Source organism: Pseudoxanthomonas sp. SE1 (genome assembly GCF_029542205.1).
Lineage (GTDB): Bacteria > Pseudomonadota > Gammaproteobacteria > Xanthomonadales > Xanthomonadaceae > Pseudoxanthomonas_A.
Map to the genome: position 1 here is coordinate 1,517,058 of NZ_CP113783.1, position 14,031 is coordinate 1,531,088.

The 14,031-nt window shown below is 67.6% G+C and carries 15 protein-coding genes, 1 tRNA gene and 1 other RNA gene; 10 read left to right on the plus strand and 7 right to left on the minus strand.

What is annotated here, in order from left to right:
• A complete protein-coding gene (locus tag OY559_RS07210) occupies window positions 1-429 on the plus strand; it encodes a molybdenum cofactor biosynthesis protein MoaE (protein WP_277729369.1) in 429 nt (142 codons plus the stop codon).
• The gene (locus OY559_RS07215; RefSeq protein ID WP_277729370.1) at window positions 426-1,448 is read left to right on the plus strand and encodes a YVTN family beta-propeller repeat protein; all 1,023 of its coding nucleotides are present in this window, start codon (window positions 426-428) and stop codon (window positions 1,446-1,448) included. Before OY559_RS07210 ends, OY559_RS07215 begins: the two co-directional genes overlap by 4 nt.
• A 39-nt stretch (window positions 1,449-1,487) precedes the next feature.
• Here OY559_RS07215 and ffs read toward each other — a convergent pair.
• An RNA gene (gene ffs / locus OY559_RS07220) (signal recognition particle sRNA small type) lies at window positions 1,488-1,584 on the minus strand.
• 74 nt (window positions 1,585-1,658) lie between these two features.
• Window positions 1,659-1,751, minus strand: a tRNA-Ser gene (locus tag OY559_RS07225).
• Window positions 1,752-1,882: 131 nt separating this feature from the next.
• On the opposite strand from OY559_RS07225, the gene dnaX reads away from it, so the two are divergent.
• The 4 genes from dnaX to OY559_RS07245 are packed head-to-tail and all read left to right on the plus strand — an operon-like array spanning window position 1,883 to window position 4,982.
• Complete coding sequence (gene dnaX, locus OY559_RS07230; protein ID WP_277729371.1) at window positions 1,883-3,616, plus strand: DNA polymerase III subunit gamma/tau; 1,734 nt, start codon at window positions 1,883-1,885, stop codon at window positions 3,614-3,616.
• A gap of 7 nt (window positions 3,617-3,623) precedes the next feature.
• Window positions 3,624-3,944, plus strand: a complete 321-nt coding sequence (locus OY559_RS07235) for a YbaB/EbfC family nucleoid-associated protein (RefSeq protein WP_142123999.1) — start codon at window positions 3,624-3,626, stop codon at window positions 3,942-3,944.
• A gap of 58 nt (window positions 3,945-4,002) precedes the next feature.
• Window positions 4,003-4,599, plus strand: coding sequence for a recombination mediator RecR (gene recR / locus OY559_RS07240; RefSeq protein ID WP_277729372.1), 597 nt, complete (start codon window positions 4,003-4,005; stop codon window positions 4,597-4,599).
• Window positions 4,600-4,628: 29 nt separating this feature from the next.
• Window positions 4,629-4,982 carry a histidine triad nucleotide-binding protein gene (locus OY559_RS07245; RefSeq protein WP_277729373.1) on the plus strand — a complete coding sequence of 118 codons (354 nt, stop codon included), beginning with the start codon at window positions 4,629-4,631 and terminating at the stop codon, window positions 4,980-4,982.
• A 75-nt stretch (window positions 4,983-5,057) separates the two neighbouring features.
• Here the strand turns inward: OY559_RS07245 and OY559_RS07250 are convergent, their stop codons facing one another.
• Genes OY559_RS07250 through OY559_RS07265 form a run of 4 tightly spaced genes read right to left on the minus strand, consistent with a single transcriptional unit; the run spans window position 5,058 to window position 9,413 of the window.
• Complete coding sequence (locus OY559_RS07250) at window positions 5,058-5,567, minus strand: Slp family lipoprotein (protein ID WP_277729374.1); 510 nt, start codon at window positions 5,565-5,567, stop codon at window positions 5,058-5,060.
• A gap of 18 nt (window positions 5,568-5,585) precedes the next feature.
• Window positions 5,586-7,532 carry a transglutaminase TgpA family protein gene (locus tag OY559_RS07255; protein ID WP_277729375.1) on the minus strand — a complete coding sequence of 649 codons (1,947 nt, stop codon included), beginning with the start codon at window positions 7,530-7,532 and terminating at the stop codon, window positions 5,586-5,588.
• Window positions 7,519-8,484: a DUF58 domain-containing protein gene (locus OY559_RS07260; protein ID WP_277729376.1), complete on the minus strand. Its 966-nt coding sequence runs from the start codon at window positions 8,482-8,484 to the stop codon at window positions 7,519-7,521. The genes OY559_RS07255 and OY559_RS07260 overlap by 14 nt, the downstream gene beginning before the upstream one ends.
• A gap of 2 nt (window positions 8,485-8,486) precedes the next feature.
• Window positions 8,487-9,413, minus strand: a complete 927-nt coding sequence (locus tag OY559_RS07265; RefSeq protein WP_277729377.1) for an AAA family ATPase — start codon at window positions 9,411-9,413, stop codon at window positions 8,487-8,489.
• Between the two features lie 71 nt (window positions 9,414-9,484).
• Here OY559_RS07265 and OY559_RS07270 point away from each other — a divergent pair, with 71 nt between their 5' ends.
• Entirely contained in the window at window positions 9,485-11,326 is a 1,842-nt protein-coding gene (locus OY559_RS07270) for an ArnT family glycosyltransferase (RefSeq protein ID WP_277729378.1), read from the plus strand.
• 6 nt (window positions 11,327-11,332) lie between these two features.
• On the opposite strand, the gene OY559_RS07275 is transcribed toward OY559_RS07270, so the two are convergent.
• Window positions 11,333-11,902 carry a Maf family protein gene (locus OY559_RS07275; RefSeq protein ID WP_277729379.1) on the minus strand — a complete coding sequence of 190 codons (570 nt, stop codon included), beginning with the start codon at window positions 11,900-11,902 and terminating at the stop codon, window positions 11,333-11,335.
• A gap of 124 nt (window positions 11,903-12,026) precedes the next feature.
• On the opposite strand from OY559_RS07275, the gene OY559_RS07280 reads away from it, so the two are divergent.
• From OY559_RS07280 to OY559_RS07290, 3 genes are all read left to right on the plus strand, one after another.
• Entirely contained in the window at window positions 12,027-12,533 is a 507-nt protein-coding gene (locus OY559_RS07280; protein ID WP_277729380.1) for a YceD family protein, read from the plus strand.
• Between the two features lie 67 nt (window positions 12,534-12,600).
• Window positions 12,601-12,795: a 50S ribosomal protein L32 gene (rpmF, locus tag OY559_RS07285; protein ID WP_055942113.1), complete on the plus strand. Its 195-nt coding sequence runs from the start codon at window positions 12,601-12,603 to the stop codon at window positions 12,793-12,795.
• 88 nt (window positions 12,796-12,883) lie between these two features.
• On the plus strand, window positions 12,884-13,879 hold the full coding sequence (locus OY559_RS07290) for a beta-ketoacyl-ACP synthase III (RefSeq protein WP_277729381.1): 996 nt from the start codon (window positions 12,884-12,886) through the stop codon (window positions 13,877-13,879).
• Window positions 13,880-14,031: the final 152 nt, after the last annotated feature.

The window sequence follows — 14,031 nt, forward strand, 5'->3', positions numbered from 1 at the left end:
ATGCACAGTTTCCGACTCTCCGGAGTCCCACTCGACGTGCCCACACTGCGCGGAACCCTCCTCGATGCGCGCGCCGGCGGATATGCCAGCTTCGAGGGATGGGTGCGCGATCATCATGCCGGGCGCGCGGTGGATGGCCTCGACTACGAAGCCTATGCAGCCTTGGCCGAGATCGAGGGTGGGCGCATCCTGGCCGAAGCGGTGGCGCGGTTCGACGTGGTGGCGGCGAGTTGCGTCCATCGCGTGGGCACGCTCGCCATCGGAGACCTGGCCGTATGGGTGGGCGTGAGCGCCGCGCACCGCGGTGCCGCGTTCGACGCCTGCCGCTACATCATCGATGAAGTGAAGCAGCGCGTGCCGATCTGGAAGCGGGAGCATTACCGCGAGGGCGATGCGGACTGGCTGCATCCGATGGGGGATGGGCCTTGAGTACGCTGCGCACCGTTCTTCTTTCTGCGGGCCTGGCCGCCGTCACCTGTCTCGCCGCGCAAGTTGGCCGTGCGGCGGAACTTCTTGTCGGCAACAAGTCCGCCGATACCGTCTGGCGCCTGTCGTTGCGCGACGGGCGCAGGATCGGCGAGTTCCGCACCGGCGCGGCGCCGCACGAAATCGCAGTGGCGCCGGATGGCCGTCTCGCCGTGGTGACGAACTACGGTGCCGCGGAATCCGGCAACTCGCTTTCAGTGCTGGACCTGCGGGGCGGCAAGCCAACGCGGTCCATCGATCTTGGACAGCACAGCGCCCCGCACGGGCTCCGTTTCCTGCCGGATGGCCGTCGGGTACTGGTCACCACCGAAGGATCCGCCAGCCTGCTGGTAGTCGACGTGGCAAGCGGCGAGATCGTGCGCGTGATCGAGGTGGGAGGTGGCACCGGACACATGGTGGCGGTGTCGCCGGACGGGCATGTGGCCTATCTCACCAAGATCCAGGCCGGCACGCTGAGCCGCATCGATCTGCAGACGGGTATGAAGACCGTGGAGCGGCCTGCCGGTAAAGGCGCGGAAGGTGTCGCGGTCCGCCCCGATGGCGCCGAAGTCTGGGTGACCAATCGCGAGGACGGCACGATCACCGTGCACGATCCCCGGACGCTGGTCGTCAAGCGGCGCATGAGCAGCAAGGGATTCCCCATCCGGGTGGTGTTCTCGCCCGATGGCGCGCTGGCGTTCGTCACCAATGCACGGGCGGCGACACTGGCCGTATTCAACGCGCGCACCAGGGTGCCGGTGGCCTCCCTGTCGTTGTCGCGCGAGGACGTGACCTATCAGCCCACGATGCTGGGCAATGCCGCGTTGCCGATCGGGATTGCCGTCGCGGCGGACCGTCCGCGTGCCTATGTCGCGGTCAGTGGCGGCGACAGGATCGCGGTGATCGACACGCAGCGCTGGCAGGTGATCGACTATTGGGTCACCGGCCGCGAACCGGATGCGCTGGGCATCGTCGCGGACTAGGCGGCGATTCCCGGGCATCGCATGCCCGAAAAGGCGGTGACCCCGCCGGCTGGCCTCGGCGCCCGCGTCAGTCGATACCGTTGCTGCCTTCCGGCCCTGGCGGAGTTTTCAACCTAGCGTCGCGAGGGGCCGACGGGGCCACCATAGAAAACGAAACCGCGCTCGGGCGCGGCTGCGTCGTTCATCCCGATGGCTCGGGATGGATGAATCTGGCGGAGAGAGGGGGATTCGAACCCCCGAAGCGCGGTTTAGACGCTTACACACTTTCCAGGCGTGCTCCTTCAACCACTCGGACACCTCTCCGGGACCTGAACACCGCCATGGGCCGCTTTCAGGGCCGTGAATTCTAGCCTCCGCCGAGGCCGGCCACAAGCGAAGCCTTGCGGCATCCGCCGGCGGAGAGACCTCGGGCGGGGGCGTGGCACAATGTCGGCATGTCCTATCTCGTCCTCGCCCGCAAGTGGCGCCCCAAGCGTTTCGCCGAACTGGTGGGCCAGGAACACGTGGTCCGGGCGCTCACCAATGCGCTGGACAGCGGCCGTGTACACCACGCCTTCCTGTTCACCGGCACGCGCGGGGTCGGCAAGACCACCATCGCGCGCATCTTCGCCAAGTCGCTCAACTGCGAGAAGGGCACCAGCGCCGACCCCTGCGGTCAGTGCGCGGCGTGCCTGGACATCGATGCCGGCCGCTACATCGACCTGCTGGAGATCGACGCCGCGTCGAACACCGGCGTTGACGACGTGCGCGAGGTGATCGAGAACGCGCAGTACATGCCTTCGCGCGGCAAGTTCAAGGTCTACCTGATCGACGAAGTGCACATGCTGTCGAAGGCCGCGTTCAATGCGTTGCTGAAGACGCTGGAAGAGCCGCCGGAACACGTGAAGTTCCTGCTCGCCACGACCGACCCGCAGAAGCTGCCGGTTACCGTGCTGTCGCGCTGTTTGCAATTCAACCTCAAGCGGCTCGACGAAGAGCAGATCCGCGGCCAGATGACGAAGATCCTCGGCGCCGAAGGCATCGAGGCCGACGCGGGCGCCATCGCCCAACTCGCGCGCGCCGCCGACGGCTCGCTGCGCGACGGCCTTTCATTGCTGGACCAGGCCATCGCCTATGCCGGTGGTGCGCTCCGCGAGGATGGTGTGCGCACCATGCTGGGCACGGTAGACCGCACCCAGGTCAACGCCATGCTGGCGGCGCTGGCGCAGGGTGATGGCGAAGCATTGCTGAAGGTGGTCGCGCGGCTGGCGGAGTTTTCCCCGGACTGGGCGGGCGTGCTGGATGCGGTGGCCGAAGCGCTGCACCGCATCCAGGTGCGTCAACTGGTGCCGTCGGCCGGTGTAGAAGCGGAGGGGGTCGATGTGGAGGCTTTCGCCGGGCAGCTGCGTCCCGAAGTGGTCCAGCTCTGGTACCAGATGGCGATCAACGGTCGTCGCGACCTGCATCTGGCGCCCAGCGGGCGCGCCGGCTTCGAGATGAGCGTGCTGCGCATGCTGGCGTTCCGGCCAGCGCAGGCGGGTGAAATGCGCGGCGATGCGCGCGCTGCAGCAACGGCCGCGCCCGTCCAGACCACGGCCGCGGCACCCGCTGCCGGCCCTGCTCGCATGCCGCCTGCGCCGGAATCCCTGGCGCAGCCGCAGCAGATGGCGCGCGAAGAATCCCCGGCGCCGCCGCGCATGGCGGCACCTGTCGCCGAGGACGCGCCGCCTTGGCTTCCGGCGCAGGCGAAACCGTCACCCGCCACGCCGGCTGCATCGTCCATGCCCGCTGACATCGGCATCACGGATGCCGAGACCTGGCTGCACTTCGCCGGCAGCTGCGGGCTGAAGGGTGTCGGCAAGCAACTGGTCGACAATGTCGCGTTCGCGGGCTACGCGAACGGCACGCTGACGCTGGCGCTGGACAGCGGCTTCGACTACCTGCGCTCCGAGCGCACGCTCGGTGAACTTGCCGACGCCATCGCCAGTCGCTATGGCGTGGCTCCCCGCCTGGCGTTCGCCGCAGCGGCGAGCGATGCCGAAACGCTGAAGGAACGCAGCCATAGGCAGCGCGACGAACGCCAGAGCGAGGCCGAAGAAACCTTCATGAACCATCCGGACGTACGGCAGTTGATGCAGCAGCATGGCGCCAGGCTCGTCCCGGACTCCATCCGACCTTACGAAGAGTGATCACGACATGCGTGGAAACATCGCCCAACTGATGCAGCAGGCGCAGAAGATGCAGGAGAACCTGCAGCGCGCCCAGGAAGAACTCGCCAAGCTCGAGGTGACCGGCAATGCCGGCGGCGGCATGGTCAGCGTGACCCTGACCGGCGCCAAGGAATGCCGCAAGGTACGCATCGACCCCTCGCTGCTGTCCGACGCGGAGATGCTCGAAGACCTCATCGCCGCCGCCTTCAATGACGCATCCAACAAGGTCGATGCCGAATCCAAGACGCGCATGGGCGCAGCGACGTCCGGCATGCCGTTGCCGCCGGGCATGAAGCTGCCGTTCTGATGTTCGCCCGTGGCCGGCCCGTGCGGCCCGCCCGCCATCGCCGGTCCCGATGACGATCATGTCCAGTCCGCTGCTCGAACAGCTCATCGAGTCGCTGCGCGTCCTGCCAGGAGTCGGGCAGAAGACGGCGCAGCGCATGGCCTATCACCTGCTCGACCGCGAGCGGGACGGGGGCAAGCGTCTGGCCGGCGTGCTTGCCGAGGCGCTGGACCATATCGGGCATTGCGCGCAGTGCCGTGATTTCACCGAGGGCGAGATCTGCACGCTCTGCGCGAGTGGCAGCCGTGACCGTCACCAGCTGTGCGTGGTGGAGTCGCCTTCGGATCGTCTGGCGATCGAACAGGCGACGGGATACCGCGGCGTCTACTTCGTCCTGCACGGCCGGTTGTCGCCATTGGACGGCATTGGCCCGCGCGAGCTGGGGCTGGACGCGCTGTCGGGGCGGCTGGCGCAGGGCGAGGTCACCGAGCTGATCATCGCCACCAATCCCACCGTCGAGGGCGAGGCCACGGCCCATTACCTGGCGCAGCTGGCGCGGCAGCAGGGCGTGCGTCCGAGCAGGCTTGCCCATGGCGTACCGCTGGGCGGCGAACTGGAATACGTCGACCGCGGCACGCTGGCGCACGCATTCGGCGGCCGCAGTGAAATGACCTGACCGCACTCATACGGGGACGCGCAAACACCATGATCGACACCATTTTCGCCAGGATCATCCGCCGCGAGATTCCCGCCACCATCGTCTACGAGGACGATGAGGTGCTGGGCTTCAAGGACATCGCGCCGCAGGCGCCGGTGCACGTGCTTTTCATCCCGAAGAACGATGCCATCCCCACGCTGGATGACGTGCAGCCGCACCAGGCGCACCTGATAGGCAAGCTGGCATTGGCCGCGGCGGAGTACGCGCGCCGGGAAGGCTTTGCCGCGAATGGTTACCGGGTGGTCATGAACTGTCGCGAGGACGCGGGGCAGACCGTGTTCCACATCCACCTGCACCTGCTAGCCGGTGCGCCGCTGGGTCGTTTCGGTACGCAGGACTGAAAGACCGGCGTATTGGCCACGCAAGAAAAAAAGCCGCTCGTTCGAGCGGCTTTTTCTTCGTCTGCTGGCGAGGTGTTACCACCAGCCCCAACGGCCCCAGCGCGGTCCCCAGAAGGGGTCGTAGTACGGGTAGGGACGAACCTCGACTTCGCGCACTTCCGGCCACAGATACACCACGTCCGCCGCGACACGGGGAAGCTGGTAGTCGTAGTCGCCAATGCGCGTGCTCTCGTAGCCCTCGATCTTGCCAACGAAGGTGACCTCGCGGCCCTCGGAGAACACGGCCGGGTCGTAGAAGCCCGCGCGGCACGCGATGAAGCGGCCATCGGTCGCATCCGGTGCCGACGACAGCGGCCTGCCGGTGGCGGCGAGCGGACGCGATACAAGCTGGAAGCAGGTGCCGTTCTGGGCCGGAGTGGTACTGATGATGCGACCGCCCCAGCGCACCGGCGCGCCTACCTGCGGCGTACCGACGGAATCCCGCGGGTTGACCGGGGTGAAGGTGCCCTGCAACGGCGCGGGTGCCGTGGCGCAGGCGGAGAGCAGCGCGGCGGCTGCGACGACAACGGCAAAGCGAAGGTTCATGGCCAGTCTCCAGCGGGTTTATGGGCGATGGCGGCGCAGGTCTTCGATCAGTGCGCGGTGGTCCCCCTCATCCGCAGCGTAGCGCGCTGCAGCGAAACGCCGGCTGAGCGAAACCAGCGAGTCGGCGCCCTCGGGGCGCTGGGCGGCCACTCGGTGCGCCCAGGCGCCGGCGGTCTCGTGTGGCTCGCGTCCCAGGCCCCGCCGGGCGTAGCGTGCCCCCAGGCGGTGCCAGGCACGCAGCAGCGGGTCGCGCTCGCGCTCGCCTCGGGCCAGCAGCCATGCCATCCAGCCCACCGCGATCATTGCGAACATGCCGAACAGCGCGGCCAGTCCGGATGCACCAAGTTGCTGCGCACCGAACTGCTGCAGCATGCGCGCCTGCCGCTTGGCATCGAAACCCAGCACCATGTCGTTCCAGCCGCGGCGCAGCCAGTCGCTCACCTGGCCAAGGCCATCCATGCTGATCAATCCGGCACCGCCGGCACGGGCATCGCCAAGCCTGTCCTCGAGGGTGTCGTAGATGCGCTCCGGTGCGACCGCTGCGGTGGGGTCCACGCGAACCCAGCCCCTCTGTGGCAGCCAGACCTCGGCCCACGCATGCGCGTCCATGTTGCGGACGATCCAGTAATCGCCCAGCCGGTTGTAGGTGCCACCGGTGTAGCCGGTGACCACGCGCGCCGGAACGCCACCGGAGCGCATCAGGAAGACGAAGGCCGAGCTGAAGTGCTCGCAGTATCCTGCCTGCTGGTCGAAGAGGAACTCATCGACGGTGTCGCGCCCGGGGAAGGGGGTGTTCAACGTGTAGGCGAAGCTGGAGCGGATCCAGGTCAGTGCACGCCCGACCAGGACGGCGTCGTTGCCGCCGGCCTCGCGTCGCCATTGCGCGCCGAGCGCGCGCGTCCTCGGGTTGAAACCGGCGGGCAGCTGCAGTGCCTGCCGGCGCAACGCGTCGGGCAGTTGGACATCGAAGCGGGTCGGCGCCGATGACTGCACGCGCCAGCGGCTCAGTGCATTCAATGGAAGGCGCGTGCGCGCGCTGTAGTCGCGTGTCAGGCTGGTGCCTTCCGGCGCGGCGACGGGAAGGTCCAGCATCACCAGGTCGCGGTTGTCGGTCGGCTCCACGTCCATCTGGTAATCCCACACCGTGGGCGCGCGCGTGCTGGGTGCCGGTGGCCAACCGGCCAGCGGATTGCCGCGGGTCCAGGTCCGGCCATCGAAGTCCGCCAGCACCGGGCCGCGCCAGTACATCTGGGACGTCGGCGGCGTTGCGCCGAAGAACTGCACGCGCAGGGCAGGGGTATCGTCGGCGATCAGGTCCAGCCAGCCGCCTGGGGACATTTCGTCGCTCAGGCCGGGCTTGGAAAGCGCGCGCTCGGGCACACCCCACAGCGGCGTGGGAAAGCGCGGGAAAAGCCAGAATGCCGCCATCACCAGCGGCACGCCGATCAGCACGAGTTTCCCGACCTGGCGGAGTTGCTGCAGCGGGCGCGCCGGGGCAGCGAGCGAAGTCACCTCGGCATCGGCAAGGCGATGCAGCGCGACCAGGCTGCTCAAGACGCCGACCAGCCCCAGGGCCATGCTCAGTGGTCCCTGGTCGAGGAGGAAAGCAGCGAACGGTGCGAACAGCGCGAAACCCAGCAGGCTGCGGTTGTCCCGCAGGCTGCGGGTTTCGGTGGGTTTGATGGCCAGCATCGCAGCCAGCAATGCGCAACCCGTGTCACGGCCGAACTGCATGCCGGTGAAGGCCATGACGGCGGCCACCATCGCGATGGCCAGCAGCGCACGCAGAAGCGCGGGCAGCGGACGCTTCCATGAGGCGAAGGCGAGCATGAGGCCCGTTGCGCCCAAGCCCGCCGCCAAGGTGGGTGGCAGGTGGATCAGCAGGGCGAGCAGGCAGACGCCGGCCGTTGCCAGCGTCCATCGGCGGCTGGCAGGATCCAGCGTCACGGACTCAGGAGAAGGCATGGGGCATCAGCGCCAGCGCGCGCAGGCAAAGGTGTCGATGGGCGGTGCCTGCGCCGGGCCCGAGCGGAGGTTGGCCAGGCAGCAGCAGGCGGTACCGACGACCTTCGCGTTCGGCGAGGTCGATCCAGTGCGCCAGGCGCTGGATGCGGTGCTCGTGGGGCAGCGATGGCAATGCGGTCCATGCGAGTTCCACTTCCTGCCCAAGCGGTTGTTCGTATTCGCGTACCAGCAGCTGGTTGTGCCGGGCCGACGGTTTCCATGCGATGGAACGCCGAGCATCGCCCGCACGGTAGTTGCGCAACTGGTGCACGTCCTCCCCACCGGGATGCACACGCGTGCGGCTTCCAGTGCCCGAGATGTCTGGCAACGGTGGACCCTGCGGCTCGGGGGCCGGATAGACCAACAATGGGGAGGAAGGCCATATCCAGGCCCAGGCCCGCGCGAGTCCGAGCGGCTGGGTGGTGGACAGGCGGATACGGTCAAGGTCGTACCATCCGCGACGGTGGGTGGGAAGCGACAGTTCGGCCACGGCGCCATCCAGCGGCGCCAGCATGGCGAAGACGTGCCGGTCGCAGGCATCCACCCGCAAGCCGTGGCGCGCGCGCGCGTCGCGTGAGGACAAGGCCACCTGCAGGTGCAGTGGAGTACCTGCCGGGACGGGATCGGCGGCGATCGCATCGATCCGCAGGTCCGCCAGTTGCAGGTGCGCGAAGATAAGGCTGGCCATCGCCGTGGCACCCAACAACAGCGCCAGCAGCAACCCCGGATTGTTGTTGTAGTTCAACGCCCCCAGCGCCATCGTGAACACCAGCGCCGCAAAGAAAAGTCCGAACCGCGTGGGCAGCACATAGATGCGTCGGCGGTCCAACTGCACGGGCAGGGATTCGGGTCGACGGGGTCGCGCCAGCCGGGCGAAGCGGCGGGCGAGGCGTGCGCGCGGCGTGCTTGCCATGCTCAGTCCACGGGCACCGCGTGCAGGATGGCCTTGGTCAGCGCGACCACCTTATCGGTTTCGGCTTCCGCGACGATGCGGTGGGAGGCCACGGCCAGGAACAGCGTCTGCACGTCCTCGGGCAGCACGTGGTTGCGGCCCACCAACAACGCATAGGCTCGGGCTGCACGCAGCAGGGCGATGCCCGCGCGCGGGGACAGGCCGACCCGCACGCCGGGGTGCTGCCGGCTGCGGGCCAGCAACGCTTGCACGTAGTCGATCAGGGCATCGCTGGCATGCACTTCGCCAACGGCCTGCCGCAGCGCCACCACTTCTTCGGACGACAGCAGCGGCATCGCCTGCGCGATCATCATCCGCCGGTCGGTGCCGGCCAGCAGCGCGCGCTCGGATTCCGCATTCGGATAGCCGAGCGCCAACCTCAGCAGGAAGCGGTCCAGTTGCGAATCCGGCAGCGGATACGTGCCGGAGAGGTCCACGGGATTCTGCGTGGCGATCACGAAGAAAGGCTCCGGCAACGCATGGGTCACGCCATCCAGGGTGACCTGGTGTTCGGCCATGGCTTCCAGCAGCGCGCTTTGCGTGCGCGGAGGCGCGCGGTTGATCTCGTCCGCCAGCAGCACGTTGGTGAAGACCGGTCCCGGATGGAAGCTGAAGGCGCGCGCCTGGGCATCGTAGACCGACACGCCGAGGACATCGGCCGGCAACAGGTCCGAGGTGAACTGCACGCGCTGGAACGTCAGGCCCAGCGTGGCCGCCAGTGCATGCGCCAGCGTGGTCTTGCCGAGCCCCGGCAGATCCTCGATCAGCAGATGGCCATCGGACAGCAGCGCCACGAAGGCGAGGCGGACTTCATGGGCCTTGCCCAGCACCAGTGAGTTGACCTGTGCCTGCGCGCGCTTGAGAGCGTCGGCCAAGCCTTCGGATAGCATAGGGCGGGTGCTGGGAATGGCGGACATCGCGCTCTCGGTTTCCGATCGTGGGTTCAGGGAAGTGTAGCGAGATGGAAGAAGAACGACGCGCGCGCCAATGGTTCCTTGCGGTGTGGACAATCGTGACGGTCGTCAAGATCGCGATCGCCACGCGCTTGCCGTTGTTCGTGGACGAAGCGTTCTACTGGCAGGAAGGCCAGCATCTTGCGGCCGCCTATTCTGACCTGCCGGGATTGACCGCCTGGTTGACGCGGCTCGGTACCGAGTTTGGCGGACATCATGTACTGGCGGTGCGCGCGCCCTTCCTGCTGTTGGCGGCGGTGCTGCCATGGCTGGTGGCCCGGAGCGCCGCCCACTGGTTCGGTGCAGCGGTGGGATGGCAGGCGGCCCTGCTGACCGTGCTGATGCCGCTGTCGGGCACGCTGGGCCTGCTGGCGTTGCCGGACGTGCCGATGGCGGTCGCGACGGTGCTCTGCGCCGATGCCGGTGCGCGCCTGCTGCGTGACGTCGACGCGATGTCGGCGACCGAACTGGCGCTTGGACTGATGCTGGGCGCGCTGAGCCACTACCGTTTCGTGGGCGTGATCGGCGTGGGTCTGGTCGCCCTGCTGTGGTTGCCCGAGGGCCGGAAAGTGCTGCGTGATGCGCGGGTCTGGGTCGCGCTTGCGGTGGGCCTGCTCGCCTGGGCGCCATTGCTCGCGTGGAACCTCGAATACGCCGACGCCGGCCTGCGTTTCCAGTTGCTCGATCGCCATCCCTGGGCCTTCCACGGTGATGGCGTACGCTTCCTGCTGGTGCAGGCGGCGATGGTCACGCCGTTGCTGTTCTGGGCCATGCTCGTCGTTTCGCTGCGCGGCTTGCGTGGTGGCGAAGAGGGCGGCACCGCATGGCGCTATTTCGCGTTGCTCGGCGCCATCTCCACACTCGGTTTCTTCCTCATCGGCTTCTTCGCCGACAACGAGCGCGTCAGTTTCCATTGGCCGTTGCCGGGCTATCTCGCCCTTGTCGTGGTGGTGCCGCTTCTGTTGCGCGCGTGGTCGCCCGCACGGCGCAAGGCGACCTGGGGACTCGCCGGGGTCGGTGCGATGCTGATGCTGGGCTACTACGTCGTAGTATCGCTGCCCGGCCTGCGCGCGCAGATGGCTGGCAGCAAGTACTACCCCGAGAACTTCGCGGGCTGGGACACGCTGGCAGCGGAAGTACGCAGGGCCCAGGCGCGGCTGCCCGAGGGGACCGTGCTGCTTGCGGACAGTTTCAAGACCGGCGCCGAACTCGGCTTCGCGCTGGGTGATGCGGATATCCCGACACTGGATCATCCGTTGAACCGCAAGCACGGACGGGCGCCCCAGCTGCAGTTATGGGGCCTGGAACACGATGGCAAGCGCAGTGCACCCACCTTGCTGGTGGTCGCCGCCACCGACGTGAAGTTCAGCGCATTGCTCGCGCACTACCAGCGCCTGTGCGCCGTGGTGGGGCCGTTGCCGCCGGCGGAAGCGGTGAACATCGATCACGGCGCGCGCCGTTTCCTGCTGTTCGCGCTGCCCGCGCAAACGGCGGGCGGTGAATGCATCACGCCGGTGGTCGCCAACATCGACGTGCCGGAAGCGGGTGCCACCGTCGGCCGGCGCTTCAGCGTGGGAGGCTGGGCGGTGAAGGACGTGGTGGGCGTGACGAAGGTGGAAGTACTGATGGACGGCCGGGTCGTTGCCGAAGCCACGGACGCCAGCGCCAATGACTGGCTGACCGTTTTCCTGAAGGGCGCCTCGCGCGATCCGCGCATGCCGCGCGTGCAGTTCAATGTCGAGGTCGACATCGGCGCGTTGCCGGCGGGTCGGCACTGGCTGGGGTTGCGGGTGACCGGCGGGGACGGCAGTGTTGAAACGTGGGCGGAGCAGCCCGTCGTGGTGCGGTGACGCGCTTCAGGGAAGTTCGAAGCCGGCCTCGCGCAGCATCCGTGCCACCGCGATCAGGGGCAGGCCGACCAGGGCCGTGGGGTCTGACGATTCGATGGCGTCGAACAAGGCGATGCCGAACCCTTCCGATTTGAAGCTTCCTGCACAGTCGAAAGGTTGCTCCGCGTCTACATACCGCTCGATCTCGGCGGAATCCAGGCGGCGGAAGCGCACCGTGGTGACGTCCTGCGCCTGCAGGACCTGTTCATCGCGTACCAGGCACACGGCTGTGTGGAAGCGGACCTCCCGGCCCGACATCGCGGTCAGCTGGGCGATGGCGGCCTCGCGCTGCCCAGGTTTGCCCAGAGGCTGGCCGTCGAGTTCGGCAGCCTGGTCGGCGCCGATGACCCAGCTGCCGGGATGCTGGTGGGCGATGGCGCCCGCCTTGGCACGGGCCAGCCGGCCGGCCATGGCGGGCACGGACTCGCCGTCCAGCAGCACTTCGTCCACTTCCGGGCGCGCGATGTGGAACGGCACGCGCAGCCGCTCCAGCAGTTCGCGGCGGTAGCGGGAAGTCGAGGCAAGCATCAGCGGCATGGCGTTGGGTGACCGGCAGGGGCGGGCGGGGGAGTCTGACGGGCGGCGGGGCGCCCGGCAAGCCATCCTCGTCCGACGGGGTGGTTTGACAGTTCGGTCCTTCATCCTTAACATTCAGCGGCTTATGTCCGCGAATACGCCCGAGATGTTGGATGCTTGGCGCATGGTCGCGGCCCGGCGCAGCTTTGAAGGCCGCCTGCCGCTGTCCTCCATGACCCGATTGCAGGGCCTTCTGGTCGATACCGAGGGCGAGGTGCGTTACGCGATCGAGTTCGATCGCGACGCATTGCAGGTGCCTTTCATCGGGTTGCGGATCGAGGCGGAACTGCCGCTGGTATGCCAGCGCAGCCTGAAGCGGTTCGTGCTGCCGGTGACGGTCGAACAGCGGCTGGGGCTGGTGCGCAGCGAGGATGAGGAATCCGCGCTGCCGCCGGGCTACGAGGCCCTGCTGGTGCCGGAGGACGGCATGCTTCGCCCCGCCGACCTGGTGGAGGACGAACTGGTCCTCGCCGTGCCGGTGGTGGCGGTGGATCCGATGTCCGAGGCGGTCGAGCGTGAGTGGGCCGCTGACGAAGAAGAGGTGGCGAAGACCAGTCCGTTCGCGGCACTGGCCTCGCTGAAGAAGAACTAGCCGCTACCGCGGTCTGGCAACACGAACCGCAAGGTTCACCAACAGATACAAGAGCTGGAGCAATCCCATGGCTGTGCAGAAATCCCGCGTCACCCCGTCCCGTCGTGGCCAGCGTCGTTCGCACGACGCGCTGACCGCCAAGCAGCTGTCGACCGACCCGACCACGGGCGAGATCCACCTGCGCCACCACGTGACCGCCGACGGTTACTACCGTGGCAAGAAGGTCATCGCCACCAAGACGACGGCCGTCGAAGAAGATTGATCCGTGCGGCGCGCCCTCCCGCAGGGCGCGCTTTCCGCATGATCAGTGACAACCAGGGCCCTTCGTCGGGCTGGCAATGGGAGCGTGCATGAGCGAGCCGGGCAACAAGGGGCGCATTTACGCGCGCATCGCCGGAACGGGCAGCTATCTGCCCGAAAAGGTGCTGACCAACGAAGACCTGTCGAAGCTGGTCGATACCAGCGACGAATGGATCCAGTCCCGCACCGGCATCCGTGAGCGGCACATCGCTGCCGAAGGCGAAACCGCCGGCGACCTCGGCTACCAGGCGGCGCTCCGCGCCCTCGAAGCGGCCGGCGTCGATGCCTCCGAGATCGACCTGATCGTGGTGGGCACCACCACGCCCGACCTCATCTTTCCTTCGACCGCCTGCCTGATCCAGGCACGGCTCGGCATTGCGGGCTGCGCGGCGCTGGACGTCAATGCGGCCTGCTCGGGCTTCATCTACGCCCTCAGCGTGGCCGACAAGTTCATCCGCTGCGGCGATGCGAAGACGGCCCTGGTCATCGGTACCGAGACGCTCAGCCGCATCGTCGACTGGACCGAGCGCACCACCTGCGTGCTGTTCGGCGATGGCGCTGGTGCGGCCGTGCTCAAGGCCGACGGCGATACCGGCATCCTCAGCACCCACCTGCATGCCGATGGCAGCAAGAAGGAACTGCTCTGGAACCCGGTCGGCGTGTCGGCCGGTTTCAAGCCGGACGAGCCGAACAACGGCATCCGCATCCACATGAAGGGCAACGACGTCTTCAAGTACGCGGTGAAGGCGCTCGACAGCGTGGTCGATGAGACGCTCGAGGCCAACGGCCTGGACAAGCACGACCTGGACTGGCTGATCCCGCACCAGGCCAACCTGCGCATCATCGAAGCCACCGCCAAGCGGCTGGACATGTCGATGGACCAGGTCATCGTGACCGTCGACAAGCATGGCAACACATCGTCCGGGTCCGTGCCGCTTGCGTTGGATGCGGCCGTCCGGTCGGGCCGCGTCGAACGCGGCCAGTTGCTGCTGCTGGAGGCGTTCGGCGGCGGCTTCACCTGGGGCTCGGTGCTGCTGCGCTATTGAGGTCCGCACCTCTGGGATGATCGAAGGCGATGCCGGGAGGCATCGCCTTCTTCGTTTCCGGCGCTGCGTTTTCCGTTGCACATGGCGTTGCTGCGTGCGACACGGCGTCGCATGCGCATACGCACCGGTACAGACAATCGAGCGGGTTCGCC

Bases quoted from the DNA above. Each gene is read 5' to 3' on its own strand.
- rpmF (WP_055942113.1), top strand. From the start codon at position 12,601: ATGGCTGTGCAGAAATCCCGCGTCACCCCGTCCCGTCGTGGCCAGCGT.
- OY559_RS07280 (WP_277729380.1), top strand. From the start codon at position 12,027: ATGTCCGCGAATACGCCCGAGATGTTGGATGCTTGGCGCATGGTCGCG.
- recR (WP_277729372.1), top strand. From the start codon at position 4,003: ATGTCCAGTCCGCTGCTCGAACAGCTCATCGAGTCGCTGCGCGTCCTG.
- OY559_RS07290 (WP_277729381.1), top strand. From the start codon at position 12,884: ATGAGCGAGCCGGGCAACAAGGGGCGCATTTACGCGCGCATCGCCGGA.
- dnaX (WP_277729371.1), top strand. From the start codon at position 1,883: ATGTCCTATCTCGTCCTCGCCCGCAAGTGGCGCCCCAAGCGTTTCGCC.
- OY559_RS07265 (WP_277729377.1), bottom strand. From the start codon at position 9,413: ATGCTATCCGAAGGCTTGGCCGACGCTCTCAAGCGCGCGCAGGCACAG.
- OY559_RS07255 (WP_277729375.1), bottom strand. From the start codon at position 7,532: ATGCCTTCTCCTGAGTCCGTGACGCTGGATCCTGCCAGCCGCCGATGG.
- OY559_RS07245 (WP_277729373.1), top strand. From the start codon at position 4,629: ATGATCGACACCATTTTCGCCAGGATCATCCGCCGCGAGATTCCCGCC.
- OY559_RS07235 (WP_142123999.1), top strand. From the start codon at position 3,624: ATGCGTGGAAACATCGCCCAACTGATGCAGCAGGCGCAGAAGATGCAG.
- OY559_RS07270 (WP_277729378.1), top strand. From the start codon at position 9,485: ATGGAAGAAGAACGACGCGCGCGCCAATGGTTCCTTGCGGTGTGGACA.
- OY559_RS07210 (WP_277729369.1), top strand. From the start codon at position 1: ATGCACAGTTTCCGACTCTCCGGAGTCCCACTCGACGTGCCCACACTG.
- OY559_RS07275 (WP_277729379.1), bottom strand. From the start codon at position 11,902: ATGCCGCTGATGCTTGCCTCGACTTCCCGCTACCGCCGCGAACTGCTG.
- OY559_RS07260 (WP_277729376.1), bottom strand. From the start codon at position 8,484: ATGGCAAGCACGCCGCGCGCACGCCTCGCCCGCCGCTTCGCCCGGCTG.
- OY559_RS07250 (WP_277729374.1), bottom strand. From the start codon at position 5,567: ATGAACCTTCGCTTTGCCGTTGTCGTCGCAGCCGCCGCGCTGCTCTCC.